Consider the following 23,471-nt stretch of genomic DNA (forward strand, 5'->3'; position numbering starts at 1 on the left):
CGCTACTACAACCACAACCGGCTGCACTCAACGGTCGGCCACCACACCCCAGCCGAAGCCCGAACCAGCTACCGTCAGGCCCTGGCTGCCTGAAAAACCCGTGTCCGCCTCACCGGGGCAACTCCACACCCGTGATTGGAGGGGCATCGTCGCGATGCCCCGCCAGTCACGCGTGATGCCCCGCCAGTCACGCGAGATGCTCGCCCAATCACGCGTGATGCCCCGCCAGTCACGCGAGATGCCCGCCTGCTCACGCGAGATGCCCGCCCGCTTACGCGAGATGCGCGCCCAGACACGCGAGATGCCCCGCCAAGCCACGTCAGATGGCCGCCTGATCACGTGAGATGCCGGCCGGTCACGTAAGTTGCCCGCCTGATCGGGCGCGATGCCTCCGGTCCGGTGCTGAGCAGCCCCCGATTCCACACTACGGGCGAGCACCGACAGTTCCGGGCCCAGAACCGCCGCGAGCGGAGGCTTCCGGTCGTTTCCGTCCGGAATCCTCCGCTCGCGGGGCCATCGAAGCCGAAATCGTCGTCCCTCGCCGGTAAACTGGATACCGGGGCCGGAGGTCAGCGGTCCAGCGGATACCGCGCCCGGACGCGGAAGCCGCCGTCCTCGGTCCCCGATGTCTCGAAGCTGCCGCCCAGCAGGCGGGCCCGCTCGGCCAAGCCCGTCAGGCCGTGGCCGCCCGAAGGCAAGCGCTCGGCCGGGCGGTTGGCGCGCTCGTTGCGGACCTCGATCTTCAGCGCGCCGTGCTCACCCTGGATGCGGATCGTCGCCGTGGCGCCCGGGGCGTGCTTGTGGACGTTGGTCAAGCACTCCTGGACCGTCCGGTACGCCGCCGCCGAGACCTGGTTGGGCAGCGCCTCCGGCAGGTGCTCCACCGACAGGTGCACCGGCACCTCCGACGTCCGGATCAGCCGGTCGAGGTCGTTGATGCCCGGGCGTGGGCCGTCGTCGTCCGGGCCCGCGCGCAGCACGCTCAGCAGCGACCGCAGCTCCTCCAGCGTCCGCTTGGACAGCGTGCGGATGACCTGTGCCGTCTCCTGCGCGCGGTCGTCGGTGGTCTGGGCCTGCAGCGCGCCCGCCTGCATGGCGATCAGCGTGATCTGGTGCGAGACGACGTCGTGCATCTCGCGGGCCAGCCGCGCGCGCTCCTCGGCGCGGACGGCGTCGGCGTGGAACCGGCGCTCGCGGTCGCGGCTCGTGGCCAGCTCGGCGAGCTTGTTCGAAATCTCCGTGCGCGCGCCGATGAGCAGGCCGATCGCGATCGGCATGCCGGCGACCAGGACGCCGTAGATGCCGTCCAGGATGTGCTCGCGCCAGCTGAGCTCGGCGAAGTCCTCCAGCGGCCACTGCACGAACCGGCACATCCACACCAGCGCCGCGCCGACCAGCGTCTGCCAGTGCAGCTGACGGCGGGTGGCGAGCATGCCGAGGGTGATCATCGACGCGAGCTGCGCCCAGCCGGCCAGGAAGCCCGGGACCGCGACGAGCACGGCGAGGAACGGGAACTTCCGCCGGAACACCACCGCAAGGCACGCGGCGCCGGACAGCCAGATCGAGTAGGGCTGGGCCTTCTCGGGGATCACCAGCCACACGTCGAGCACGGCCAGGATGACCGCGGCCGCCTCGATGGAAAACGTGACGACGGCGGGACGCGGCACCGAGCCGAACACGCTCAGCCCTCGCTTGCGCACCCGCTCGGCGGCCGACGGCCCCGAGCTCGCGATCGAGATGCCTGGAATCGAGAGTCCCTCTGTACTCATCGCTGGCGACCCCATTCGTCTTGTGGACTTGTTGGTGAGAGGCGCTCAGGGCCCGATCGGGACGCGCAGCCGCCGACAAATGTGCGGATGCTAACGAGGTGGCGTACGGAGACGGTTAGTTTCACCCGCGGTCGGTGTACCCACGTCCGGATTCCGTAACCGGCTGGGCCGTCCGGGGGATAGCCGGAGATCGTTGCTACCAAGAGTGGGAATTCTGCTTCCCACTGTGCACCAAGACGACCACATCGTGGGAATCATGTTACCCACGTGTGGTCGTCCGGCGGTAGTTCTCAGGCTGCCATCGAGTGGAGGTCGTCGCTCAGCAGGTCGTGCAGGCCCGAGGCGCAGGCCCTGGCCGTCTCGATCGACCGCGGCAGCATCCCGGCCTCGTACGCGCGGACGGCCTCCTCGACGCTTGGCGCCGTGGCCAGCGCGGTCGCCAGCTCGGTGCCGTCCAGCAGGGCGAGGTTGGCCCCGACCCCGAGCGGCGGCATCAGGTGCGCGGCGTCGCCGAGCAGCGTGAGCCGGGGCGTGGTCGTCCAGGCGTGGGGGACCGGCAGGACGTGCAGTGGCCGGTTCGTGAACCCGCCGTCCTGCTCCCGCAGGTACGCGAGCAGGTCCGGGTGCCAGCCGGCGTACCGCTCGAGCAGGTGGTCGCGCACCGCGGCGGGGTCGGCGAAGTCAAGGCCCGCGGCCCAGTCCTCGGGTGCGTAGAAGGTGGCGTAGCAGCGGATGTGACCGCTGCTGGTCCGCTGGGCGACGAGCGCCTTGCCGCCGATCTTCGTCATCATCGTCCCTTGGCCGGTCAGCGCGGCCAGGGCCGGGTGACGGCGGTCGGCGTCGTCCAGGCCGAACTCGACGAACGTGACGCCGCTGTACTCCGGCCGGACGCCGGTGAGCGCGCGGCGGACGCGCGACCACGCCCCGTCCGCGCCGATGACCAGGTCGAAGTCCGCCGAGCCGCCGTCGGCGAACGTCACCTGTCCGGCCCGGGTGACATCGGCGATGGGGCGGCCCCAGCGGACGGTGCCGGGCGCGAGGGAGTCCAGCAGCATCCCGCGGAGCTGGCCGCGGTCGATCTCGGGGCGGAAGTCGCCGTCGGGGGCGTCGTCGATGACCACCTCGGCGGTGTGCGGGTCGATGCCGCGCATCTGCTGGCCTTCGGGGCGGGCCAGGGCCCGGAAGCGGTCTTCCAGCCGGGCGGTGCGGAGGGCGACCTGGCCGGTGTCGCCGTGCAGGTCGAGCGTGCCGCCCTGTGGGCGCGCGTCAGCGGCGGATTCCTGTTCGAAGACGGCGACGTCGAGGCCGTGGAGCTGCAGGACGCGGGCGCAGGCGAGCCCACCGAGACCGGCGCCGGCGATCGCGATACGGGGAAAAGTCATGTCACTACGAAAGCATAGTCACTCAAAAAGTGCAACGACTCAACTTTTGAAGTGAGTTAGACTTCGCCGCATGACGGAAGTGATCGGGCGCCGCGAGCGCAAGAAGGCGCAGACCCGCCGGGCGCTGGCCGACGCCGCGCTCGCGCTGTTCCTGGAGCGCGGCTACGACCAGGTGGGGGTGAAGGAGGTCGCGGACGCCGCCGACGTCTCGGTGACGACGTTGTTCAAGTACTTCCCGAGCAAGGAAGCGCTGGTGTTCGACCAGGACGAGGACATCGAGGCGGCGCTGGTCCTGGCGGTGCACGGACGGCCCCCGGCGCACACGATCGTGGACGCGCTGCGGGAGCACATGCTGCGCGACAGCGCGGACGGCGGCCCGAGCGAGCAGTTCATCCGCCTGATCGAGAGCACCCCGGCCCTGCGCGACTACGCGCGGAGCATGTGGATGCGCCACGAGACGGCGCTGGCCCGGGCGATCGCCGAGGAGTCGGGCGCGCCTGCGGACGACGTGGCGTGCGCGGCCTTGGCCCGGTTCGCACTGGCGTCGAGGGAGCTGATCCTCGCCCACCCGCACCGCAGGCGGGCGGCGGAGGAGATCTTCGCCCGGCTGGAGCGGGGCTGGCGGACGGAGTGACGCGGCAGGTACCGCGACCGGCACGCCGACGGCGGTCCGACCCTGTTGGAGCGTGACCGGCCTCGCGGGCGGTGCGCCGGGCTTGGTGGAGCGTGACCGGCCTCGCGGGCGGTACGTCAGGCTTGTTGAAGCGCGGGCGGCCCGCAGGCGGCACGCGCGCGGCCTGCTTAAGCGCGACTGGCCACTCGGCGCGCCCCGGACTTGATCGAGCGGGACCGGCCTCGCGGGCGGTACGTCGGGCTTTTGAAGCGCGGGCGGCACGCCGGGCTTGCTCAAGCGGGACCGATCCGCCGGGCGGCGCCCCGGCCGTGACCGACCACCCGGGCCACCCCGCCGGACCTGCCCAGCGGCAGCCTCCAGCCACACCGGCGACCCCGGCCCGCGCGACAACACCGCAAAAGCGAAGGCCCCCTGCCGAAGCAGGGGGCCTTCACCGGACAAACCTCAAGCCGTAGGCGGCTGGTACACCTTCGTCAGCTTCCCCGCCGCGGCCCGATCCAGCAGCCAAAGCGTCCGGCGGTGGCCGCGCGCCCCCGCCACCGGGAGCTGGACTTCCCCCGCTCCCGCCAACGCCAAAGCCACCGCGTCCGCCTTGGCTTCGCCGGCCGTCATCAGCCACACGTCCCGGGCCCGGCGGATCGCCGGCAGGGTCAACGAGATGCGCGTCGGCGGGGGCTTCGGGCAGTTGCGCACCGCCACCACCGACCGTTCGGTCTCGTGCACCGCCGGGGACTCCGGGAACACCGATGCCGTGTGGCCCTCGCCGCCGAGGCCCAGCAGCATGATGTCGAACGATGGGACGTCGCCGTGGTCCTCGGGGCCCGCCTGGGCAGCCAGCACCGAAGCGTAGGCCTCAGCCGCCGTGTCGACGTCCGACCCGAACTCGCCGTCCGACGGGGCCATCACGTGGACCCGCTTCGGATCCAGCGGGACGTGGTCCAGGAGCGCCTCGCGCGCCTGCTTCTCGTTCCGCTCGTCCGAATCCGCCGGCACGAACCGCTCGTCGCCCCAGTAGATGTCCAGCCGGGACCAGTCGATCGCGTCGCGGGCCGAGGACTCCCGCAGCTCCGACAGCACCGCGATGCCCGTGCCGCCGCCGGTCAGCACCAGGGATGCCGATCCCTTGGCCGCCTGGACGTCCACCAGCCGCGTGACGAGCCGGGCTGCCGCCGCGGCCGCCAGGAGGTCCTGGTTCGCGTAGACGACGACTTCCGTCTTGCTCATTTCGCGGCACCCGAAGCAGCCGAGCCCTCCGCCGCGGCCGGCGACGTCACGTCGGCCTTGGCCGGCGCGCCCGTCTTGCCGTTCGTGCCGGACGTGATCTTGCCCAGCCCGTGCAGCGCGGCCTCGTACACCTCGTCCGGGTCGAGCCGCCGCAGCTCCTCGACCAGGCAGTCCTGCGTGTTGCGCCGCTGCAGGGCGATCCGGCGGGTCGGCTGGCCCGGCTGGGTCAGCGTGCCCACGCGGCCGTCCGGCCGGTGCAGCTCCACCGGGCCCGAGCGGCGGTCCAGCGTCACCGAGATGATCCCGGCGGCGCCCGAGCTCTTGACCCGCTTCACCGGCACCTTCAGGTACTCGGCCAGCCACGCGGCCAGCAGTTCGGTGGACGGCGAGTCGGCCTCGCCGGTCACCGTCGCGCCGGTGATCTTCTCGTACGGCGGCAGGTCCAGCGCCGAGACGAGCTGCGCACGCCAGTGCGTCAGCCGCGTCCAGGCCAGGTCGGTGTCGCCTTCGGTGTACGCCTTGGCCCGCGTGGTCAGCGCCTTGACCGGGTTCTTCTCCGCGGCCGAGTCGGTGATCCGGCGCTGGGCCAGCTCGCCGAGCGGGTCCTTGTCCGGGTCCTTCGGGCCGGCCCCGGGCCACCAGCACACGATCGGTGCGTCCGGCAGCAGCAGCGGCACCACCGCGCTCTGGCCCTGCGCGGCCAGCGGGCCGTAGAGCCGCAGCACGATGACCTCGCTCGCGCCGGCGTCGCCGCCGACCCGGATCTGGCCGTCGATGCGCGGTGACGCGGTGCGGGCGCCCTTGGCCACCACGATCACCCGGGACGGGTGCTCGCGGCTGGCCCCGTTGGCCGCTTCGATCGCCGCTTCGAGGTGGTTGTCGTCGTCGGCCACGATGACCAGCGTCAGCACCCGCCCGAGCGCGACTTGCCCGCCCTGTTCGCGGATCTCCACCAGCTTCTTGTTCAGTGCCGAAGTCGTGGTGGACGGCAGGTCGATGATCACGGGCGCCTCCATTTCCGGCCGGTGCGCTCCAGCATTTCGTCGGCGGACGCCGGGCCCCACGTGCCGGGCGCGTACTGCTCCGGCGCGCCTTCCTTGGCCCAGTGGTCGAGGATCGGGTCGAGGATCTTCCAGGAGAGCTCGACCTCTTCGTTCACCGGGAACAGCGACGGCTCGCCGAGCAGGACGTCCAGGATCAGCCGCTCGTAGGCCTCGGGGGAGGACTCGGTGAACGCGTGCCCGTACCCGAAGTCCATCGTGACGTCGCGGACCTCCATCGTGGTCCCCGGCACCTTGGAGCCGAACCGCAGCGTGATGCCCTCGTCCGGCTGGACCCGGATGACCAGGGCGTTCTGCCCCAGCTCCTCGGTCGACGTCGAGTCGAACGGCAGGTGCGGCGCCCGCTTGAACACGACGGCGATCTCGGTGACGCGGCGGCCGAGCCGCTTGCCGGTGCGCAGGTAGAACGGCACCCCGGCCCAGCGGCGGTTCTGCACCTCCAGCGTCACCGCGGCGTAGGTCTCGGTCTTCGAGTCCTTCGCGAAGCCCTCTTCCTGCAGCAGGCCGGGCACCTTCGTGCCGCCCTGCCAGCCGCCGGCGTACTGCCCGCGCGCGGTGGTCTTGTTCAGCGGCCCGACCGGCGTGACGCCGGAGAGGACCTTGATCTTCTCCGCGCGCAGGGCCCGCGGCTCGAACGACAGCGGCTCCTCCATCGCGGTGAAGGCGAGCAGCTGCAGCAGGTGGTTCTGGATGACGTCGCGGGCCGCGCCGATGCCGTCGTAGTACCCCGCGCGGCCGCCGAGGCCGATGTCCTCGGCCATGGTGATCTGCACGTGGTCGACGTAGTTGGCGTTCCAGATCGGCTCGAACAGCTGGTTCGCGAAGCGCAGCGCCAGGATGTTCTGCACCGTCTCCTTGCCGAGGTAGTGGTCGATGCGGAACACCGACTCCTCGGGGAAGACGTCGTTGACGATCGCGTTCAGCTCTTCGGCGCTCTTCAGGTCGTGGCCGAAGGGCTTCTCGATGACGACGCGCCGCCAGGTGTTCTCGTCGGCGTTCGCCAGGCCCGAGCGGGCCAGCTGCTTGGTCACCACCGGGAACGCGCCGGGCGGGATCGACAGGTAGAACGCGGTGTTGCCGCCGGTGCCGCGTTCGGCGTCGAGGTCGCGGACCGTCTGCGAGAGCCGGTCGAAGGCGTCGTCGTCGTCGAAGGTGCCCTGCACGAACCGGATGCCTTCGGCGAGCCGGTTCCATACCGACTCCTTGAACGGCGTCCGCGCGTGCTCCTTGACCGAGTCGTGCACGAGCTCGCCGAAGTCCTGGTGCTCCCAGTCGCGCCGGGCGAACCCGACGAGCGAGAAGCCCGCGGGCAGCAGCCCGCGGTTGGCCAGGTCGTAGATGGCGGGCATCAGCTTCTTGCGGGCCAGGTCGCCGGTGACACCGAAGATCACCAGGCTGGAGGGCCCGGCGATGCGCGGGAGCCGCTTGTCCCGCGGATCGCGCAGCGGATTGGTCCAGGTCATGCTCAGCCCTCCTGTACCGCGCGGACGACGGCCGCGAGGCCCGCGGCCCGGTCGGTCAGGTGCAGGCGCAGCACCGGGCGGCCGTGCTCGGCGAGCACCTGCCCGTCGCCGAGGGCCTGCGCGTGCTGCAGCTGCCCCAGCGTGTACGGCCGGTCCGGCACGTCGAGGTCCTGCTCGACGGCGCCGGTCAGCTGCAGGAAGACACCGTTCTGGTGCCCGCCCTTGTGGTACTGGCCGGTGGAGTGCAGGAACCGCGGGCCCCAGCCGAACGTCGTCTGCTTCCCGGTGCGCTTGGCGATTTCACCGCGCAGCAGCGACGTCGAGGCGTCGTCGAGCCGGTCGAGGTAGGCCTGCACCGCGATGTAGCCCCCGTCCGGCGCCGAAGCGAAGAACGCGCGGAGCACGTCAGCGAGGCTGCCGTCCGTGGAAACCCCATCGGACCCGAAGATCTCGACCGGACCGTCCACAGCGGACGGTTCCTCGCCGCCCTTGAGCTTCTCCGGGTCGTCCAGCAGCGCGCGGGCCGCCTTCTTCGCCGCCTCGACGTCGGGCTGGTCGAACGGGTTGATCCCGATCAGCCGGCCGGCCAGCGCCGTGGCGAACTCCCAGAGCAGCAGCTGCGCCCCGAGCGAGCCGGTCACCGCGACCTTCGCCGCGCCCTGCGGGCTGCCGATCGCCGTCGGGGTCGCGTCGGACTTCGCGTCCACGAAGCCGGGTGCGTCCGGGCTCTCGACCGCGACCGGCAGGAGGCCGGTGCCCTGCTTGCCGGTGGACTCCGCGATCAGCTGCTCCGCCCAGTCGGGGAAGCCCTTGATCCCGGAGCCGGTGTCGGCGAGGACGACCTTCTCGGCGCCGGCCTCGTGCGCGGCGGCCCACGCGGCGGCCAGCTTGACCGCCGGGTTGTCCGCCGAGTCCGCGGCGAGCTCCTCGGCCACCGAAGCGGCCTGGTCCAGCAACCGGGCGACGTCCGCGCCGGCCAGGCCGGCCGGGACGAGCCCGAACGCGGTCAGCGCCGAGTAGCGGCCGCCGACGTGCGGGTCGGCCAGGAAGGTCTTGCGGTAACCCTCCTTTTCGGACAGCTGCTGGAACGGCGAGCCCGGGTCGGTGACGACCACGATCCGCCGGCCCGCGTCGATCCCCGCGTCGGCGAACGCCTTCGCGAAGATCCGCCGGTGGCTGTCGGTCTCGACGGTGCCGCCCGACTTCGACGACACCACGATCACCGTGCGCTCGAGGTCGCCCGCGAGCGCGTCCGCGACCTGGCCCGGGTCGGTGGTGTCGAGGACGGTCAGCGCGACGCCGTCGGTCGCGGTGATGACCTCCGGCGCCAGCGACGAGCCGCCCATACCGGCCAGCACGACCCGGTCGACGCCCTCGGACCGCAGCTCGGTCCGCAGCGCCTCGATCTCGCCGATCAGCGGCCGCGACGACTTGTGCAGCGTCGTCCACGACAGCCGGATCGACGCCTCGGATTCGGCGTCCGGCCCCCAGAGCGTCGCGTCCTGCGCCGCCAGCTTCGACGCGGCCTGGTCGGCGACCAGCCGCTCGGCCAGCGGCGCGGCCCGCTCCGCCAGTTCGGCGTCCACGATCTCGACGCCGGTCTTTTCGCCTGTCGTCATGTCGTGCTTCAGCCCTTCGCCTGCTCGAGCTGCCCGTTCACGGTGTCCAGGAGCTCGGTCCACGACTTCTCGAACTTCTCGACACCCTCGTTCTCCAGCGTCAGGAAGACGTCGGTGATGTCGATGCCCACCTCGGCGAGCCTGTCGAAGACCTGCTGCGCCTCTTCGGCGTGGCCGGTGACCTGGTCACCCTTGAGCTCGGAGTGCTCCGCGACCGCGTCGAGGGTCTTCTCCGGCATCGTGTTGACCGTGTCCTTGACGACCAGGTCGTCGACGTACAGCGTGGGGGAGTAGTCCGGGTTCTTCACGCCGGTCGACGCCCACAGCGGGCGCTGCGCGTTGGCGCCGTCGGCCGCGAGGGCCTGCCAGCGGTCGGAGGCGAACAGCTCCTGGAACGCCGCGTAGGCGAGGCGCGCGTTGGCGACGGCGGCCTTGCCGCGCAGGCCCAGGGCCTCGTCGGTGCCGATCGCTTCCAGGCGCTTGTCGACCTCGGTGTCCACACGGGACACGAAGAAGGACGCGACCGAGTGGATGCCGCGCAGGTCGTGGCCGTTGGCCTTCGCCTGCTCCAGGCCGGCGAAGTAGGCCTCGATGACCTTCTTGTACCGCTCGACGGAGAAGATCAGCGTGACGTTGACGCTGATGCCCTCGGCCAGGGTCTTCGTGATGGCCGGCAGGCCCTCTTCGGTGGCCGGGATCTTGATCAGCACGTTCGGCCGGTCGACGGTCTTCCACAGGTCCTGCGCCTCGACGGCCGTCTTGTCGCTGTCCTTGGCCAGGCGCGGGTCGACCTCGATGGAGACGCGGCCGTCGACGCCGTTCGTGGCGTTGTACACGTCGCGGAACAGGTCCGCGGCGTTGCGCACGTCGGTCGTGGTCAGGTCGCGGATGGTCGCCTCGACGTCGGCGCCCTGGGCCGCGAGCTCCCGCGTCCGCTCGTCGTAGGCGTCGCCCTTCGACATCGCGTTGGCGAAGATCGTCGGGTTGGTCGTCACGCCCACGACGTGCTTGTCGCGGATCAGGTCGGCCAGGTTGCCGGTGTTCAGGCGTTCACGCGAGAGGTCGTCGAGCCAGATCGATACGCCGGCTTCGGACAGAGCCGCGAGCTTGTCGTTGCTCATTGCTGTCATCCCCTTCAGGAATTCTTGGTGTTCTGGATCGAGCGACGGGCGGCCTCGACGACGGCTTCCGCGGTGAACCCGAACTCACGGAACAGTGTGGCCGCGTCGGCCGACGCACCGAAGTGCTCGATGGAAACGTTCACCCCGGCGTCACCCGTGAAGCGGTGCCACGACTGGGCGATGCCCGCCTCGACGGACACGCGGGCCTTCACGGCGGCCGGGATGACGGATTCGCGGTAGGCCGCGTCCTGCGCGTCGAACCACTCGACGCACGGCATGGACACGACACGCGCCTTGACGCCGTCGGCGTCCAGGGTCTTCTTCGCCTCGACCGCCAGCTGGACCTCGGAACCGGTGGCGATGAGGACCACGTCCGGGGTGCCGTCGCTGTCGGCGAGCACGTACCCGCCCTTGGCGACGCCCTCGGCGCTGGTGCCCTCGAGCACCGGCACGTTCTGGCGGGTCAACGCCAGGCCCGACGGGTGGTGGATGTCCTCCAGCACGGCCTTCCAGGCGTACGCGGTCTCGTTGGCGTCCGCCGGGCGGACGACGTTGAGGCCCGGGATCGCGCGCAGCGCGGAGAGCTGCTCGATCGGCTGGTGCGTCGGGCCGTCCTCGCCGAGGCCGATCGAGTCGTGCGTCCAGACGTAGGTGACCGGCGCCTTCATCAGCGCGGCCAGCCGGACCGGCGGGCGCATGTAGTCGGAGAAGATGAGGAACGTCGCGCCGTACGGGCGGGTGCCGCCGTGCAGCGCGATCCCGTTCAGGATCGAGCCCATGGCGTGCTCGCGGACGCCGAAGTGCAGCGTCCGGCCGTACGGGTTGGCCTGCCACATGTCGGTGGCGGCCTTCTCGGGACCGAACGAGTCGGCGCCCTTCATCGTCGTGTTGTTGCTCTCGGCCAGGTCGGCCGAGCCGCCCCACAGCTCCGGCAGCGGCTCGGCGAGGGCGTTGAGCACCTCACCGGAGGCCTTGCGGGTCGCGACGCCCTTGGCGTCCGGCTCCCACTTCGGCAGGTTGTCGGCGAAGCCCTCGGGCAGCGTGCGGGTGGCCATCCGGTCGCCGATCTTCTTGCGCTCCGGGTTGGCCCGGCCCCAGGCCTCGTACTTCTCCTGCCACTCGGCGTGGGCGGCCTTGCCGCGCTCGGCCGCCTGGCGGGTGTGCTTGAGCACGTCGTCCTCGACGACGAACGACTGGTTCGGGTCGAAGCCGAGGATCTCCTTGACCGCGGCGACCTCTTCGCCGCCCAGCGCGGCGCCGTGCGCCTTGCCGGTGCCCATCTTCTTGGGGGCCGGGTAGCCGATGACGGTCCGCAGCGCGATGAAGGACGGCCGCTGCGTCTCGGCCTTGGCGTTCTTGATCGCCTCTTCGATCGCGACGACGTCCTCGCCGCCCTCGACGACCTGGGTGTGCCACCCGTAGGCCTCGTAGCGCGCGACGGTGTCCTCGGACAGCGCGATGTTGGTGTCGTCCTCGATCGAGATCTTGTTGTCGTCGTAGAAGACGATCAGGTTGCCCAGCTCCTGGCGGCCCGCGATGGACGAGGCCTCGGAGGTGACGCCCTCTTCGATGTCGCCGTCGGAGGCGATCACGAAGATGTGGTGGTCGAAGATGCTCTCGCCCGGAGCGGCGTCCGGGTCCAGCAGGCCGCGCTCGCGGCGAGCGGCCATCGCCATGCCCACGCCGTTCGCCAGGCCCTGGCCGAGCGGGCCGGTGGTGGTCTCGACGCCGTCGGTGTGGCGGTACTCCGGGTGACCCGGGGTCTTGGAGCCCCACTTGCGCAGCTGCTTGAGGTCCTCGAGCTCGAGGCCGTAGCCGGCGAGGAACAACTGGATGTAGAGGGTCAGGCTGGAGTGCCCGGCCGACAGGATGAACCGGTCACGGCCCGGCCAGTGCTGGTCGTTCGGGTCGTGGCGCATGGTGCGCTGGAACAGCGTGTAGGCCAGCGGCGCCAGGCTCATCGCGGTGCCGGGGTGGCCGCTGCCACAGTTCTCGACCGCGTCGGCGGCGAGCACCCGGACGGTGTCCACGGCGCGGGTGTCGGTGTCGGTCCAGTCGGCGGGTACGTTGCGCCGGAGGAGTGGGTTGTTCTCGCTGGTAGTGGCGGTTTCGGACACTGAACTCCAACTCCCGGTCATGATGGTTGCGGCTGGTCTTCCTCGTTCCGGTTACCCGTACGCGCGGCTACTTATCTCAATCGATCCCGAAGGGACGATATTCCTGCTCGCGGCCATGCGCAGGGGCAATCGCGGCCCGTCGCGGTCAGCCTAGTGCTTGGGCCGGTCGAGGACCCGCGATCACCCACGGGATTCACCACGTCTAACATCGTTCGAGGGTTCAGTCCGGCAGGTTTGCGCGGCACCACCACTGCCTACCCGGACTTGCCCGCCCGAACCTGACGCAGGGAGAGAAATGTCGTTGGTGAACGCTGCGCACGGACGCAGTGACGACACCAGCGCCGTGCACCCGACCGGTGAGCGACCGCACGGTGACCGGCGAAGCTTCCGCCGGGTCGTCGGGGCCTACGCCGCGCTGGCCAAGCCGCGGGTGATCGAGCTCCTGCTGGTGACCACCATCCCGGCGATGTTCCTCGCCGGCCGTCAGATCCCCTCGCCGTGGCTGGTCCTGGCCACGCTGGTCGGCGGGACGATGGCCGCGGGCAGCGCGAACGCGCTCAACTGCGTGATCGACGCGGACATCGACAAGGTGATGAACCGCACGAAGCGCCGTCCGCTGGTGAAGGACTCGGTGCCCCGCCGCGGCGCGCTGGTCTTCGGCTTGGTGATGGGCGTCGCGTCGTTCGTCGTGCTCTATTTCACGGTGAACCTGCTCTCGGCTCTGCTGGCCATCGCGACGATCCTGTTCTACATCTTCGTCTACACGCTCGGCCTCAAGCGGCGCACGTCGCAGAACGTGGTCTGGGGCGGCGCGGCCGGCTGCATGCCGGTGGTCATCGGCTGGGCGGCCGTCACCGGCACGGTCCAGTGGCCGGCGTTCGTGATGTTCGGCGTGATCTTCTTCTGGACCCCGCCCCACACGTGGGCGCTGGGCATGAAGTACCGCGACGACTACGAGCGCGCGGGCGTCCCGATGCTGCCGGTGGTCGCGACGGCCCAGCACGTCGCCCGCCAGATCGTCATCTACTCGTGGGTGATGGTGGCGTGGACGCTGCTGCTGCTCCCGGTGACGTCCTGGCTGTACGGCACGTTCGCGATCCTCGCGGGCGGCTGGTTCCTCTTCTACGCGCACAGTTTGCAGGCGGCCGTGCGGCGGGGCGAAGAGACCAAGCCGATGGCGTTGTTCCACCGGTCGAACACGTACCTGATGATCGTGTTCGTGGCCCTGGCCGTGGACTCGGCCATCGGGCTGCCCACCCTCGGCCTGCCGTTCTGAATCCGGTTCTGAGCCCGGCGGAGTTCTTCGCCGACGTCATCGAGTCCGGCACCGTCCTCGGCGCCGACCACACCTGGTCACCCGAGCGGGTGGCGGAACTGCTGGGCGACGACTGTGCGGAGAACACCCCCGGCTCGCGGACGTTCGACGGAATCACCGCGCTGCTCGCCGGGCGGCGAGTCCCGCTGGCGGAGGTGCTGTTCCCGGCAAACCTGGACGAGATCCCTGCTTACTGGCTGCCCAGTGCGCGGGCGATGGTCTACGAGGTGGCCGGGGCGTATTACGGGCAAGCCCGCGAGCTCGACAGCGTCGTGAGCTCGAACGCCGGGATCCCGTGAGAACCCCGGTGTTCAAGAAGATCGGCATCGCCGTGGTCGCGATCGCCGTCTTCGCGCTGCTCGCCCTCCTCGGGCGCGGCCGCTTCGACCTCGACCAGAACCGGCTCCTCGGGACCGGCTGCGCCATCCCGGCCAAGATCACCGCGGTCCCCGGCCCGGCTCCCGACGGCGGGGCCGTCCGCGTCGCCGAGCAGGGAGCGGGCGCCGCCGTGCTGGAGAACACCAGCACCCTCGCTGCCTACCGGATCGGCGTCACCTCCGGGGCCCAGACCGTCGAAGTGCCCGTGCTCACCCCGGGGCAGCGGATCGGGGTGGTGCTCGGCCACCCCGTCGTCGGCCCGGCCACTTGGCTGCCGCTCGAGTCGCTCGGCGGCTTCACGCCCGTGACCGCCGAAGTCGTCCCCGGCGGGGTCCGCTACCGCTCCGGGAACTGCCGTCCGCTGACCAGCCGGGGCGCCGCGGTGCTGTTCCGTGCCCCGGACGGGCGAATCACCGGCGGTGAGCAGCTGCCGCCGGCGGCCGTTTCGTGCGCGCCGGGGGAAAAGGTGCTGCCGGTCGCCGTGCGGGCCGGTGAGGTCTCCCCGTACTGCGCCCTCGGGACGGAATGATCCCGCGGCGGCCGCCGTTACACTTCGTTGGCTCTTTTCCTTGAGGCGAAAGCAGGATCCTTGTCTTCGGACGACTTTTCCGCCGAGCTCGCCCGCGAGCAGGCGTACGTCACCACCCTCTACTCGAAGCTCGACGCCGAGCGCCTCGAAGCCCAGCGCCGCCTCGACGAAACCCTGCGGCAGACCGGCGGCACCCCGCAGGCCCGCACCGAGCGCGACGTCGCCACCACCCTCTACACCGACCGGCTCGCCCAGCTCGGCTCGGTCGAGCAGGGCCTGGCCTTCGGCCGGCTCGACTTCGTCCCCGAGAGCGCCGAGGAAACCACCTACATCGGCCGGCTCGGCCTGTTCGACGAAGACGACGACTACCGGCCGCTGCTGGTCGACTGGCGGGCGCCGGTCGCGCGGCCGTTCTACCTGGCCACCGCCGCGTCACCCGAAGGGGTGCGGCGGCGGCGCCACCTGCGGTCGCTGAGCCGCAAGGTCACCGGCTTCGACGACGAGGTCCTCGACCTCACCGCCGCCGACCAGGGCCAGGACCTCGGGCTGGCCGGCGAGGCCGCGCTGCTGGCCGCCCTGGAGCAGCGGCGCACCGGCGAGATGAGCGACATCGTCGCCACCATCCAGGCCGAGCAGGACCGCATCATCCGCGCCCCGCTCGGCGGCGTCATGGTCGTCCAGGGCGGCCCGGGCACCGGCAAGACCGCCGTCGCGCTGCACCGCGCGGCCTACCTGCTCTACACGCACCGCCAGCAGCTCACCACGCGCGGCGTGCTCGTCGTCGGCCCGAACAGCACCTTCCTGCGCTACATCGGCCAGGTGCTGCCGTCGCTCGGCGAGACCGGCGTGCTGCTCGCCACCATCGGGCAGCTCTACCCGGGCCTGGACGCCGACGGCGTCGAACCCCGCGAGGCCACCGAGGTCAAGGGCAGGCTGGTCATGGCCGAGGTGCTCGCCAACGCCGTCCGCGACCGCCAGCGCGTGCCCGAGCCGGTGCTGGAGATCGAGTACGAGCACGACGTGCTCAAGCTGGACCGCAAGACGTGCACCGACGCCCGCACCCGCGCCCGCCGGTCGCGGCGCCCGCACAACCCGGCGCGCCGCCTGTTCGTCTCCGACGTCCTCGACGCGCTCACCCGCCAGGCGGCCCGCAAGCTGGGGGAGGACCTCCTCGACGGGCAGGACCTGGCCGACATCCGCGCGGAGCTGGCCGCGGACGACAACGTCGCCGCGGCGCTGAACGAGCTGTGGCCGGTGCTGAGCCCGGAAGGCGTGCTCGACGACCTGTTCGCCGACCGCGAACGGCTCGCCGGCGCCGTCGGCAAGCTGCTGCCGGAGGCCGACCGCGCCCTGCTCGAGAGCGGTCGCGACGCCCGCTGGACACCCGCCGACGTGCCGCTGCTCGACGAGCTCGCCGAGCTGATCGGCGTCGACGACACCGAAGCCCGCGTCGAGCGCAAACGCCGTGAGCGCGAGGACCGCGCGTACGCCGAGGGCGTGCTCGATATCCTCGAGCAGGACGAAGAGATCATCGACGAGGAACTGCTGCGCGTGTCCGACGTCCTCGACGCCGAGCTGTTCGCCGAGCGCCAGCAGGAGCGCAGTGAGCTGACCGCCGCCCAGCGGGCCGCGCAGGACCGGACCTGGACCTTCGGCCACGTGATCGTCGACGAGGCCCAGGAGCTGTCGGCGATGGACTGGCGGCTGCTGATGCGGCGCACGCCGAACCGGTCGATGACGCTGGTCGGCGACGTCGCCCAGACCGGCGCGGCGGGTGGGGCGCGGTCGTGGGGCGAGGTGCTCTCGCCGTACGTCAAGGACCGCTGGCGGCTGGAGCAGCTGACCGTGAACTACCGCACGCCGGCCGAGATCATGGCCGTCGCGGCGCGGGTGCTCGCGGCGGTCTCGCCGGAGCTGTCGGCGCCGTCGTCGGTGCGGGAAACCGGGGTGCCGCCGTGGTCGGTGCGGCCGGAGTCCCTGGCGGCGGAGCTGCCCGGGCTGGTGGCGCGCGAACTGTCCGAAGCGGACGGTGGCACGGTGGCGGTGCTGGTGCCCGCCGGTCGGTTCGAAGCGGTCTCGGCGCTGCTCGGCTCGTACGACGAACGGCTGAGCGTGCTGACGGTGGAGCGGTCGAAGGGGCTGGAGTTCGATTCGGTGGTGCTGGTCGCGCCGGACGAGGTCGTCGCGGGGTCGCCGCGCGGGCTCAACGACCTGTACGTGGCGCTGACCCGGGCCACGCGCCGGCTCGGCTTGGTCACCACGGGTGACGACGTCCCGGCACTCTCCGTGCTTGGCTAGGGTGCCCGGCATGCAGAACATCGGGAAGATCGTGGTCGTCGCCGCGGCGGCGCTGTCGCTGGCCGCGTGCGGCCAGCAGGCCAAGACCGAGACGGCCGCCCCGGCGAGCCCGCCGGCCCCGTCGTCGTCGAGCGCCGCACCGGCGACCCAGAGCAAGGGCCGCGAGTGCACCGCGGACGACGTCAAGACGACGGGCAAGTTCGGGGAAGTGCCGACGATCACCATCCCCGACGACTGCGACCCGCCGAAGAAGCTGGTGACGAAGGACCTGTCCGAAGGCACCGGCGAGCCGGCCAAGGCCGGGCAGAAGCTCAAGATGAACTACCTGCTGGTGACCTGGTCGGACAAGCAGAAGCTGGACAGCTCCTTCGACCGCGGCCAGACGTTCGACCTGAACCTCGGCGCCGGGGACGTCATCCCGGGCTGGGACCAGGGCCTGGCCGGCATCAAGCAGGGCGCCCGCCGCCTGCTGATCATCCCGCCGGACCTCGCCTACGGCGACGGCGGCGGGCGGATGAAGCCGAACGAGACCCTGGTCTTCGTCACCGACGCCGTGTCGGTCGCCGCCGCCTGACGTGTGTGAAGGCCACCTCCGAGAGAACGGAGGTGGCCTTCACGCTTTACGGGATCAGCAGGAGCTTGCCGGTGGTGCGGCGGCCTTGGAGGTCTTCGTGGGCCTTGCGGGCGTCGGCCAGCGGGTACTTGCCGCCGATGCGGATGTTCAGCTGACCGGCCTGGATGGCGTCGAAGAGTTCCTTCGCGCGCCAGTCCAGTTCGTCACGGGTGCGGACGTAGTGCACGGACGTCGGGCGGGTCAGGTAGAGCGAGCCGCCGGAGTTGAGGCGCTGCGGGTCCAGCGGCGGCACCGGGCCGCTGGACGCGCCGAACAGGGCCAGCAGGCCTCGCACCTTCAGGCTGGCCAGGCTGCCGTCGACGGTGTCCTTGCCGACGCCGTCGTAGACGACGTCGACGCCTTCGCCGTTCGTCAGCTCGCGGGTGATCTTGGCGAAGTCGTCGCGGTCGTAGCGGATCACGTCGTCGGCGCCGGCTTCGCGGGCGAGCTTCTCCTTCTCCTCGGTCGACACCGTGCCGATGACGCGGGCACCGCGCGCCTTCGCCAGCTGGACCAGCAGCAGGCCGACGCCGCCCGCGGCCGCGTGCACCAGCACGTCGTGCCTCGGCTTGACCTCGAAGGTGGACGCGACCAGGTAGTGCGCGGTGATGCCCTGCAGCATGGTCGCGGCGGCGGTCTCCAGGGAAACGCCTTCGGGCACCTTCACCGCGACCGACGCCGGGACGAGCTTGCGGGCCGCGTAGCTGCCGATCGACCCTTGCCACGCGACGCGGTCGCCGGGGGCGAAGCCGGTGCCGGCGCCCGCCTCCACGACGGTGCCGGCGCCTTCGAGGCCGAGCACGAACGGCAGGTCCATCGGGTAGATGCCCTGGCGCTGGTAGGTGTCGATGTAGTTGACCCCGGCCGCGGCGACGTCGACGAGGAGCTCGCCGTCCTGCGGGGCGCGGACGTCCACTTCGGCCGGTTCGAGCACTTCCGGGCCGCCGGTCTTCGTCACCTGCACTGCGGTGGGCATGCGTCCTCCTCGGATCGGGTTCTCCCCGGTCCAACTATGGCCGAGGCCACGCTGTTCCGCGTTCCGGCCGGTTGTTCCGCCACCTTCCCCACCGCCACCCTCGAAGGAGGAGCTTCGCTCCGCTGTATGGTTCGGGACGTGGCTGAAACCGAAGAAACCGTCGTGCCGCCGACCGGCGCCCAGCTGGCCGCGGCCCGCAAGTTCGTGAAGGCGCACGGCAAGCCCTCCCGTGCGGTGGTGGAGAACATCGGCCGGGCGGGCGCCCGCGTGGTCCTGGTCGGCGCGGACGGCGCTCTCGGCGACGTCGTGGTCCCGTCCGCGGCGACGGGCGAAGCGCTGATCGAGGCGGTCGAGGACCTCGCCCCGGCGACGTGGGACGCGGAGACGGTCAACCAGACGAAGATCGGCCCGGAGCACCGCCGCAAGATGGCGGGCCGGTGAGCCGCACGGCGGTCCTGGTCAGCTGCGCGGAACTCCCTTCGGGTGACGGCGACGAAGACGCCGTGGTGTCGGCGTTGTCGGCGCTGGGCTTTTCGGTCTCGTGGGCACCCTGGGATTCGGACTACGACTTCGCGGCGGCGGACGCGGTGATCCTGCGCGCGACCTGGGACTACGCTTCGCGGCGCACGGAGTTCCTGTCGTGGTGCGAGTCGGTGCCGTCGCTGTTCAACCCGGCCGACGTGGTGCGGTGGAACACGGACAAGTCGTACCTGGTGGAGCTGCTCGACGCGGGACTGGCGGTGGTGCCGACGTCGTTGGTCCCGCCCGGTTCGCCGGCCGCCTTCCCGACGTCGGACTACGTGGTGAAGCCGTCGGTGGGAGCGGGTTCGCGCGGAGCGGCCCGGTTCGCCGCGGGCGCCGACGCTGCTTCGCACGTGGCTGCGTTGCACGCCGAGGGGCACACGGCGCTGGTGCAGCCGTACCAGTCCAGCGTGGACAGTGAAGGTGAGCTGTCCCTGGTGTACCTGGGCGGCGTTTTCTCCCACGGGTTCACCAAGAGCGCGATCCTGGGGTCCACTCTGGACGCTTCCGGGCTGTACCTGTCGGAGGAGCTGGCCCCGGCTTCGCCGCCCGCGGACGCGGTGGCGCTGGCGGAAGACGCGCTGGACGCGGCTTCGGCGTTGTTGGGAATCCTGCGGGCGGAGTTGCTGTACGCGCGGGTGGACGTGGTGCGCGGGGCGGACGGGAAGCCGTTGCTGCTGGAGCTGGAGCTGACGGAGCCGTCACTGGGGTTCCGGCAGGCGGACGAGGGTGCGGCGATGCGGTTCGCCTCCGCGGTGCGGCAGCAGCTGGCCTAGCGTCCCCGGCCGGCTCGCTGCGCCCCGGCCAGCCCCAGGGCGACGACCGCCCCGATCGCGGTGACGGTCACCGAACCGGTGACTACGTAAAGCCCGCCGATCCCGGTCAAGCTGGCTTTGATCATTTGTCCCGTTGTCCGGGAAGTGTCCTTTTCCTTGCCCACTGTACTACCCTTCTTTGTGGTGTACTAGTACGCCCGCATTTCAGCGTGCCACGCGGGAGCCGGGGCCGTAATTGATCTTTGGTGGTGCGGAGGTGTTTCTTCGTGTCGGACTTTTCCGCGGATTTTCGATCTTTGCCGGAGGCTCTTCCGGAGTCACCGGCGAAGGCCGCGCTGGGGTCGTTGGCCAGGCGCCGGGACGGGGATCTGGTGGGTGCGCTCCGCCGAGCGGTCGAATCTTCGCCCGGTGGCCCCGGAACTCCGCTCGCCTGCCTGGTGGATCCGACCGCCTCGCTGCCGGGGGCGACGCCGGCGCTGCGCGCCTGGGCGATCTGGGGCCTCATCGTCGACGAGATCGCCAAGCTGGGGTCGGTGGTGGAACCGCGGGAGCACTTCGTCCTGCTGGCCGCGTTTCGCCTGCCGCCGCTTCCGGACGGCAGCACGACCTGGGCGGCGAACCTCGGTGATCGATTCGGCCAATTGGCCGAGGTCCGTGGTCTTTTCGGAGAACGGAAACCGTTGTCCAACACGCCGATGAACAAAGCCTGGGCCGGCGCGCTGGAAATGCTCGCCACCGCCGTCACGGGGAAACTGGGACACCTCGAGGGCGACGATTGGCTGCCCTACGCGGACATCGGGCGATCCGCCGCGGCGGCGGAAACACCCTCCGGCGACAACAGCCCGGATGGCTGCCGGACGCCGTCCGAGGGAGCGCAGCCGGTGTTCGTCGAGCGGATGGTCGTCACGGTCGTCATGCACCGCCGGACGGCGTTGCGCCGCATCACGGAACGGGACGTCGTCGCCCGCAAGGACGGCGTCGACGGCTACGTCGTCCACGCGTTGATCGGGTGGTCGGGCAACCTCGCCGACATCCCGGTGAAGGCTCTGTGGAACTGCCGCCTCGTGGCTTCGCCCGGCGATCCCGGCTTGGCCAAGCTGCGTTTCCGGCGGAAGCTGTGGGTCAACGAGGCCTACAACTTCGTGTCAGAGGCGGTCGACGCGCACCTCGACGAAGAGCGGCGGTGGATCAGCGTCGAGGTCGACCACCACGGCGTGGCGCGGGCCGGACTGACGATCCGGGTCAACTTCGACGAGGACTGCCTGCCCGAAGCCTGCTGGTGGTACGCCGAACAGCTCGAAGTCGAACGACTGCGCCGGCCGCCGACGGGCAGCCCGCGTCTGCTCGACGTCGGCGACGGGTTCGTGCAGCACACCTTCGACGGGTGTTGCCACCCCCGAGAGGAGTACGGGATCGCCTTCAGCTGGCCGGGGAAGTGAGGGGTATGGAGCCACATCACGCCAACGTGGCTCCATCTCCTCCCCTGGAGAGAGCTGGCACCGGAGGGCCAGGTCAGTTGCCGGTGTTGCCGCCGCCTTCGCCGCCGCCTCCGCCAGCGTGGTCGTGGTGCTCCACGCGCTCTCTCCTCTATGTATTTGTTCGGATGCGCAGATCACTGTCTGCAAGACAAGGCTACCGTGAGTAGAAGAGCCGCCGAACTCAGACCCGCTTGGCGGCCAGCCGATCGGCTCGCGGCCACCGGACATCCGTCGCCCAGCCCAGCCGCTCGAACGCCCAGATGAGCCGCGCCGAGACGTCCACCTGGCCCCGCAGCACCCCGTGCCGCGCGCAGGTCGGGTCGGCGTGGTGGGAGTTGTGCCACGACTCGCCCATCGACAGCAGCGCTAGCGGCCAGAAGTTGGCCGCGTGGTCGCGGCTGGCGAACGGGCGCTCGCCGATCAGGTGGCACACCGAGTTCACCGACCACGACACGTGGTGCAGGAATGCGATCCGCACGAGCCCGGCCCAGAAGAACGCCGTGACCGCGCCCCACCACGACCACGTCAGCAGGCCGCCCAGCACCGCCGGGAGGGCGAGGCTCAGCGTGATCCACAGCCAGAAGTACCGGTTCACCCAGCGGACGTCCGCGTCCGCGACCAGGTCCGGCGCGAATCGGTCGGCGTTGGTCACCTCGCGGCCGAACATCCAGCCCATGTGCGCGTGCCAGAAGCCGCGCAGGAGCGCCGACGGCGACGTGCCGAACAGCCACGGCGAGTGCGGGTCGCCTTCGCGGTCGGCGAAGGCGTGGTGGCGGCGGTGGCTGGCCACCCAGAAGATCACCGAGCCCTGGACCGCCATGCTGCCCGCGATGGCCAGCACCACCCGCAGCGGCCGCGACGCCTTGAACGCGCCGTGGGTGAAGTACCGGTGGAAGCCGACCGTCACCCCGAGCGTCGCGAACACGTAGAACGCGGCCGCGAGGATCAGGTCGACCCAGGTCATGCCCCAGCCCCAGACCAGCGGGACCGCTAGCAGGAGCGCCGCGAAGGGCACCAGCAGGAAGGTCTTGAGCACGATCATCTCGCCGGTGCCGCGGCGGTGGGAGATCAGCGGCTTGGGCGCGGTGCGCGACGTCATGGCGCGAACATTAGCTCACGAACCGGACACCCACGCCGACGCGGAGTTAAGCCGGCGTTGACTTCAGGCTGCGGTGAGCTCGCGCGGCGCCGCCGTCAGCGAGGTCACCGGGCCACGGTCGCGGCTGCCCGTCCACAGCGTCGCCGTCGCGATGATGACCGCCATCGCGCCCAGGACGTGGAACGACACCATCGCCTCCGGCACGCCCAGCGCGTACTGGAGCGAGCCGAGCGCGCCCTGCGCGACCGCGACCACCCAGACCGCCGTGTAGCGCTGCCAGAGGCTCTTCGGGGCGCCGACGCGCAGCAGCTGGAGGCCGAACACCGCGAGCAGCAGCAGGTAGAGCACCAGCAGGCCGCCGTGGACCTGGGCGAGCGACTCGACCGGGGCGTCGAGGCGGTGGGTGTTGATGTCGCCGCTGTGCGGGCCGGCGCCGGTCACCGTGGTGCCCGCCGCGAGCACGAGCCACATGACGGCGGCGAGCAGGACCAGGATCGTGCGGCCGGCCGCCGGGACGAGCAGCCGCGGCGGCTCGTCGCCTTCGCCGAACGCGCGCAGCAGCAGGACGGCGAGCCAGACGAGCGGCGTCGTCGCGAGGAAGTGGATCGCGACGGTCCACCACTCGAGCTTCGCGAGCACGGTCAGCCCGCCGACGACGGCCTGCAGCACGACACCACCGGGCATCGTCCAGGCCAGCTTGACCAGGCGCGTGCGGCTCGGGTGGTCGATCTGCACGCGCCACGCCGTGAGGACAGCGACCGCGGCGACCAGGATGACGGCCACGGTCAGCAGCCGGTTGCCGAACTCGATCCACTGGTTGAGGGCGGCGATCCCGGAGTCGTGCTTCGGCACGAGGCTCCCGGCGACGCACTGCGGCCAGGTCGGGCAGCCGAGCCCGGACCCGGTGACGCGCACGATGGACCCGGTGACGCCGATCAGCGCCTGCGCGACGACGGCGGCGACCCCGACGGCCCGCTGCACGGCGGCGGAGGGAAACGGCAGACGGGCGACGAGGCTGGTGAACGGCACGCCATCGATGGTAGAGCGCGCGGAAAACGCGCTTCCGGCAGGCCCGGACGTCCAGAACGGGAAGACCG

At 71.1% G+C, this 23,471-nt stretch carries 21 protein-coding genes; 9 read left to right on the forward strand and 12 right to left on the reverse strand.

What is annotated here, in order from left to right:
- Positions 1–569: 569 nt before the first annotated feature.
- Positions 570–1,769, reverse strand: a complete 1,200-nt coding sequence (locus ACLJPY_RS24755; RefSeq protein ID WP_410591873.1) for a sensor histidine kinase — start codon at positions 1,767–1,769, stop codon at positions 570–572.
- A gap of 290 nt (positions 1,770–2,059) precedes the next feature.
- On the reverse strand, positions 2,060–3,151 hold the full coding sequence (locus ACLJPY_RS24760; protein ID WP_410591875.1) for an FAD-dependent oxidoreductase: 1,092 nt from the start codon (positions 3,149–3,151) through the stop codon (positions 2,060–2,062).
- Positions 3,152–3,221: 70 nt separating this feature from the next.
- Between ACLJPY_RS24760 and ACLJPY_RS24765 the strand changes: the two genes are divergently transcribed.
- Positions 3,222–3,785, forward strand: a complete 564-nt coding sequence (locus ACLJPY_RS24765; RefSeq protein WP_410591877.1) for a TetR/AcrR family transcriptional regulator — start codon at positions 3,222–3,224, stop codon at positions 3,783–3,785.
- Between the two features lie 444 nt (positions 3,786–4,229).
- Here ACLJPY_RS24765 and pgl read toward each other — a convergent pair whose 3' ends face one another.
- Genes pgl through tkt form a run of 6 tightly spaced genes read right to left on the reverse strand, consistent with a single transcriptional unit; the run spans position 4,230 to position 12,390 of the window.
- Positions 4,230–5,009: a 6-phosphogluconolactonase gene (gene pgl, locus ACLJPY_RS24770; protein WP_410591879.1), complete on the reverse strand. Its 780-nt coding sequence runs from the start codon at positions 5,007–5,009 to the stop codon at positions 4,230–4,232.
- Positions 5,006–6,013: a glucose-6-phosphate dehydrogenase assembly protein OpcA gene (opcA, locus tag ACLJPY_RS24775; protein WP_410591881.1), complete on the reverse strand. Its 1,008-nt coding sequence runs from the start codon at positions 6,011–6,013 to the stop codon at positions 5,006–5,008. Before opcA ends, pgl begins: the two co-directional genes overlap by 4 nt.
- Positions 6,010–7,533, reverse strand: a complete 1,524-nt coding sequence (zwf, locus tag ACLJPY_RS24780) for a glucose-6-phosphate dehydrogenase (protein ID WP_410591883.1) — start codon at positions 7,531–7,533, stop codon at positions 6,010–6,012. Before zwf ends, opcA begins: the two co-directional genes overlap by 4 nt.
- A 2-nt stretch (positions 7,534–7,535) precedes the next feature.
- The gene (locus tag ACLJPY_RS24785; RefSeq protein WP_410591885.1) at positions 7,536–9,152 is read right to left on the reverse strand and encodes a glucose-6-phosphate isomerase; all 1,617 of its coding nucleotides are present in this window, start codon (positions 9,150–9,152) and stop codon (positions 7,536–7,538) included.
- Between the two features lie 8 nt (positions 9,153–9,160).
- The gene (tal, locus tag ACLJPY_RS24790) at positions 9,161–10,273 is read right to left on the reverse strand and encodes a transaldolase (RefSeq protein ID WP_410591886.1); all 1,113 of its coding nucleotides are present in this window, start codon (positions 10,271–10,273) and stop codon (positions 9,161–9,163) included.
- A 14-nt stretch (positions 10,274–10,287) separates the two neighbouring features.
- Positions 10,288–12,390 (reverse strand): transketolase, encoded by a 2,103-nt coding sequence (tkt, locus tag ACLJPY_RS24795; protein WP_410591888.1) that lies wholly within the window; start codon positions 12,388–12,390, stop codon positions 10,288–10,290.
- Between the two features lie 295 nt (positions 12,391–12,685).
- Between tkt and ACLJPY_RS24800 the strand changes: the two genes are divergently transcribed.
- The 5 genes from ACLJPY_RS24800 to ACLJPY_RS24820 all read left to right on the forward strand — a co-directional run bounded on the left by ACLJPY_RS24800 (position 12,686) and on the right by ACLJPY_RS24820 (position 17,484).
- A complete protein-coding gene (locus tag ACLJPY_RS24800; RefSeq protein ID WP_410591890.1) occupies positions 12,686–13,666 on the forward strand; it encodes a heme o synthase in 981 nt (326 codons plus the stop codon).
- A gap of 89 nt (positions 13,667–13,755) precedes the next feature.
- On the forward strand, positions 13,756–14,004 hold the full coding sequence (locus tag ACLJPY_RS24805; protein WP_410591891.1) for a hypothetical protein: 249 nt from the start codon (positions 13,756–13,758) through the stop codon (positions 14,002–14,004).
- Positions 14,005–14,012: 8 nt separating this feature from the next.
- Entirely contained in the window at positions 14,013–14,612 is a 600-nt protein-coding gene (locus ACLJPY_RS24810; protein WP_410591893.1) for a hypothetical protein, read from the forward strand.
- A 60-nt stretch (positions 14,613–14,672) separates the two neighbouring features.
- Entirely contained in the window at positions 14,673–16,910 is a 2,238-nt protein-coding gene (locus tag ACLJPY_RS24815) for a HelD family protein (protein WP_410591895.1), read from the forward strand.
- Positions 16,911–16,920: 10 nt separating this feature from the next.
- Positions 16,921–17,484, forward strand: coding sequence for an FKBP-type peptidyl-prolyl cis-trans isomerase (locus tag ACLJPY_RS24820; RefSeq protein WP_410591897.1), 564 nt, complete (start codon positions 16,921–16,923; stop codon positions 17,482–17,484).
- 46 nt (positions 17,485–17,530) lie between these two features.
- On the opposite strand, the gene ACLJPY_RS24825 is transcribed toward ACLJPY_RS24820, so the two are convergent.
- A complete protein-coding gene (locus tag ACLJPY_RS24825; protein ID WP_410591898.1) occupies positions 17,531–18,499 on the reverse strand; it encodes a quinone oxidoreductase family protein in 969 nt (322 codons plus the stop codon).
- A gap of 126 nt (positions 18,500–18,625) precedes the next feature.
- Here ACLJPY_RS24825 and ACLJPY_RS24830 point away from each other — a divergent pair, with 126 nt between their 5' ends.
- Positions 18,626–18,940 (forward strand): hypothetical protein, encoded by a 315-nt coding sequence (locus ACLJPY_RS24830; protein WP_410591900.1) that lies wholly within the window; start codon positions 18,626–18,628, stop codon positions 18,938–18,940.
- A complete protein-coding gene (locus ACLJPY_RS24835) occupies positions 18,937–19,797 on the forward strand; it encodes a RimK family alpha-L-glutamate ligase (protein ID WP_410591902.1) in 861 nt (286 codons plus the stop codon). The genes ACLJPY_RS24830 and ACLJPY_RS24835 overlap by 4 nt, the downstream gene beginning before the upstream one ends.
- Here the strand turns inward: ACLJPY_RS24835 and ACLJPY_RS24840 are convergent.
- The gene (locus ACLJPY_RS24840; protein ID WP_410591903.1) at positions 19,794–19,922 is read right to left on the reverse strand and encodes a hypothetical protein; all 129 of its coding nucleotides are present in this window, start codon (positions 19,920–19,922) and stop codon (positions 19,794–19,796) included. The two genes, ACLJPY_RS24835 and ACLJPY_RS24840, sit on opposite strands and share 4 nt — an antisense overlap.
- Positions 19,923–20,234: 312 nt before the next feature.
- Here ACLJPY_RS24840 and ACLJPY_RS24845 point away from each other — a divergent pair, with 312 nt between their 5' ends.
- Positions 20,235–21,236 (forward strand): hypothetical protein, encoded by a 1,002-nt coding sequence (locus ACLJPY_RS24845; RefSeq protein ID WP_410591905.1) that lies wholly within the window; start codon positions 20,235–20,237, stop codon positions 21,234–21,236.
- A 220-nt stretch (positions 21,237–21,456) separates the two neighbouring features.
- Here the strand turns inward: ACLJPY_RS24845 and ACLJPY_RS24850 are convergent, their stop codons facing one another.
- Entirely contained in the window at positions 21,457–22,374 is a 918-nt protein-coding gene (locus ACLJPY_RS24850; RefSeq protein ID WP_410591906.1) for an acyl-CoA desaturase, read from the reverse strand.
- 63 nt (positions 22,375–22,437) lie between these two features.
- A complete protein-coding gene (locus ACLJPY_RS24855) occupies positions 22,438–23,403 on the reverse strand; it encodes a COX15/CtaA family protein (protein ID WP_410591908.1) in 966 nt (321 codons plus the stop codon).
- Between the last annotated feature and the right edge of the window lie 68 nt (positions 23,404–23,471).

The sequence above is a fragment of the Amycolatopsis sp. lyj-23 genome (assembly GCF_046549135.1).
In the GTDB taxonomy this organism is placed as follows: Bacteria; Actinomycetota; Actinomycetes; order Mycobacteriales; family Pseudonocardiaceae; genus Amycolatopsis.

Excerpts from the sequence above, each read along its gene's own strand:
- ACLJPY_RS24825 (WP_410591898.1), bottom strand. The coding sequence starts at position 18,499 with ATGCCCACCGCAGTGCAGGTGACGAAGACCGGCGGCCCGGAAGTGCTC.
- ACLJPY_RS24765 (WP_410591877.1), top strand. The coding sequence starts at position 3,222 with ATGACGGAAGTGATCGGGCGCCGCGAGCGCAAGAAGGCGCAGACCCGC.
- ACLJPY_RS24820 (WP_410591897.1), top strand. The coding sequence starts at position 16,921 with ATGCAGAACATCGGGAAGATCGTGGTCGTCGCCGCGGCGGCGCTGTCG.
- ACLJPY_RS24785 (WP_410591885.1), bottom strand. The coding sequence starts at position 9,152 with ATGACGACAGGCGAAAAGACCGGCGTCGAGATCGTGGACGCCGAACTG.
- ACLJPY_RS24760 (WP_410591875.1), bottom strand. The coding sequence starts at position 3,151 with ATGACTTTTCCCCGTATCGCGATCGCCGGCGCCGGTCTCGGTGGGCTC.
- ACLJPY_RS24755 (WP_410591873.1), bottom strand. The coding sequence starts at position 1,769 with ATGAGTACAGAGGGACTCTCGATTCCAGGCATCTCGATCGCGAGCTCG.
- ACLJPY_RS24830 (WP_410591900.1), top strand. The coding sequence starts at position 18,626 with ATGGTTCGGGACGTGGCTGAAACCGAAGAAACCGTCGTGCCGCCGACC.
- zwf (WP_410591883.1), bottom strand. The coding sequence starts at position 7,533 with ATGACCTGGACCAATCCGCTGCGCGATCCGCGGGACAAGCGGCTCCCG.
- ACLJPY_RS24840 (WP_410591903.1), bottom strand. The coding sequence starts at position 19,922 with ATGATCAAAGCCAGCTTGACCGGGATCGGCGGGCTTTACGTAGTCACC.
- ACLJPY_RS24850 (WP_410591906.1), bottom strand. The coding sequence starts at position 22,374 with ATGACGTCGCGCACCGCGCCCAAGCCGCTGATCTCCCACCGCCGCGGC.
- ACLJPY_RS24800 (WP_410591890.1), top strand. The coding sequence starts at position 12,686 with ATGTCGTTGGTGAACGCTGCGCACGGACGCAGTGACGACACCAGCGCC.
- tal (WP_410591886.1), bottom strand. The coding sequence starts at position 10,273 with ATGAGCAACGACAAGCTCGCGGCTCTGTCCGAAGCCGGCGTATCGATC.
- pgl (WP_410591879.1), bottom strand. The coding sequence starts at position 5,009 with ATGAGCAAGACGGAAGTCGTCGTCTACGCGAACCAGGACCTCCTGGCG.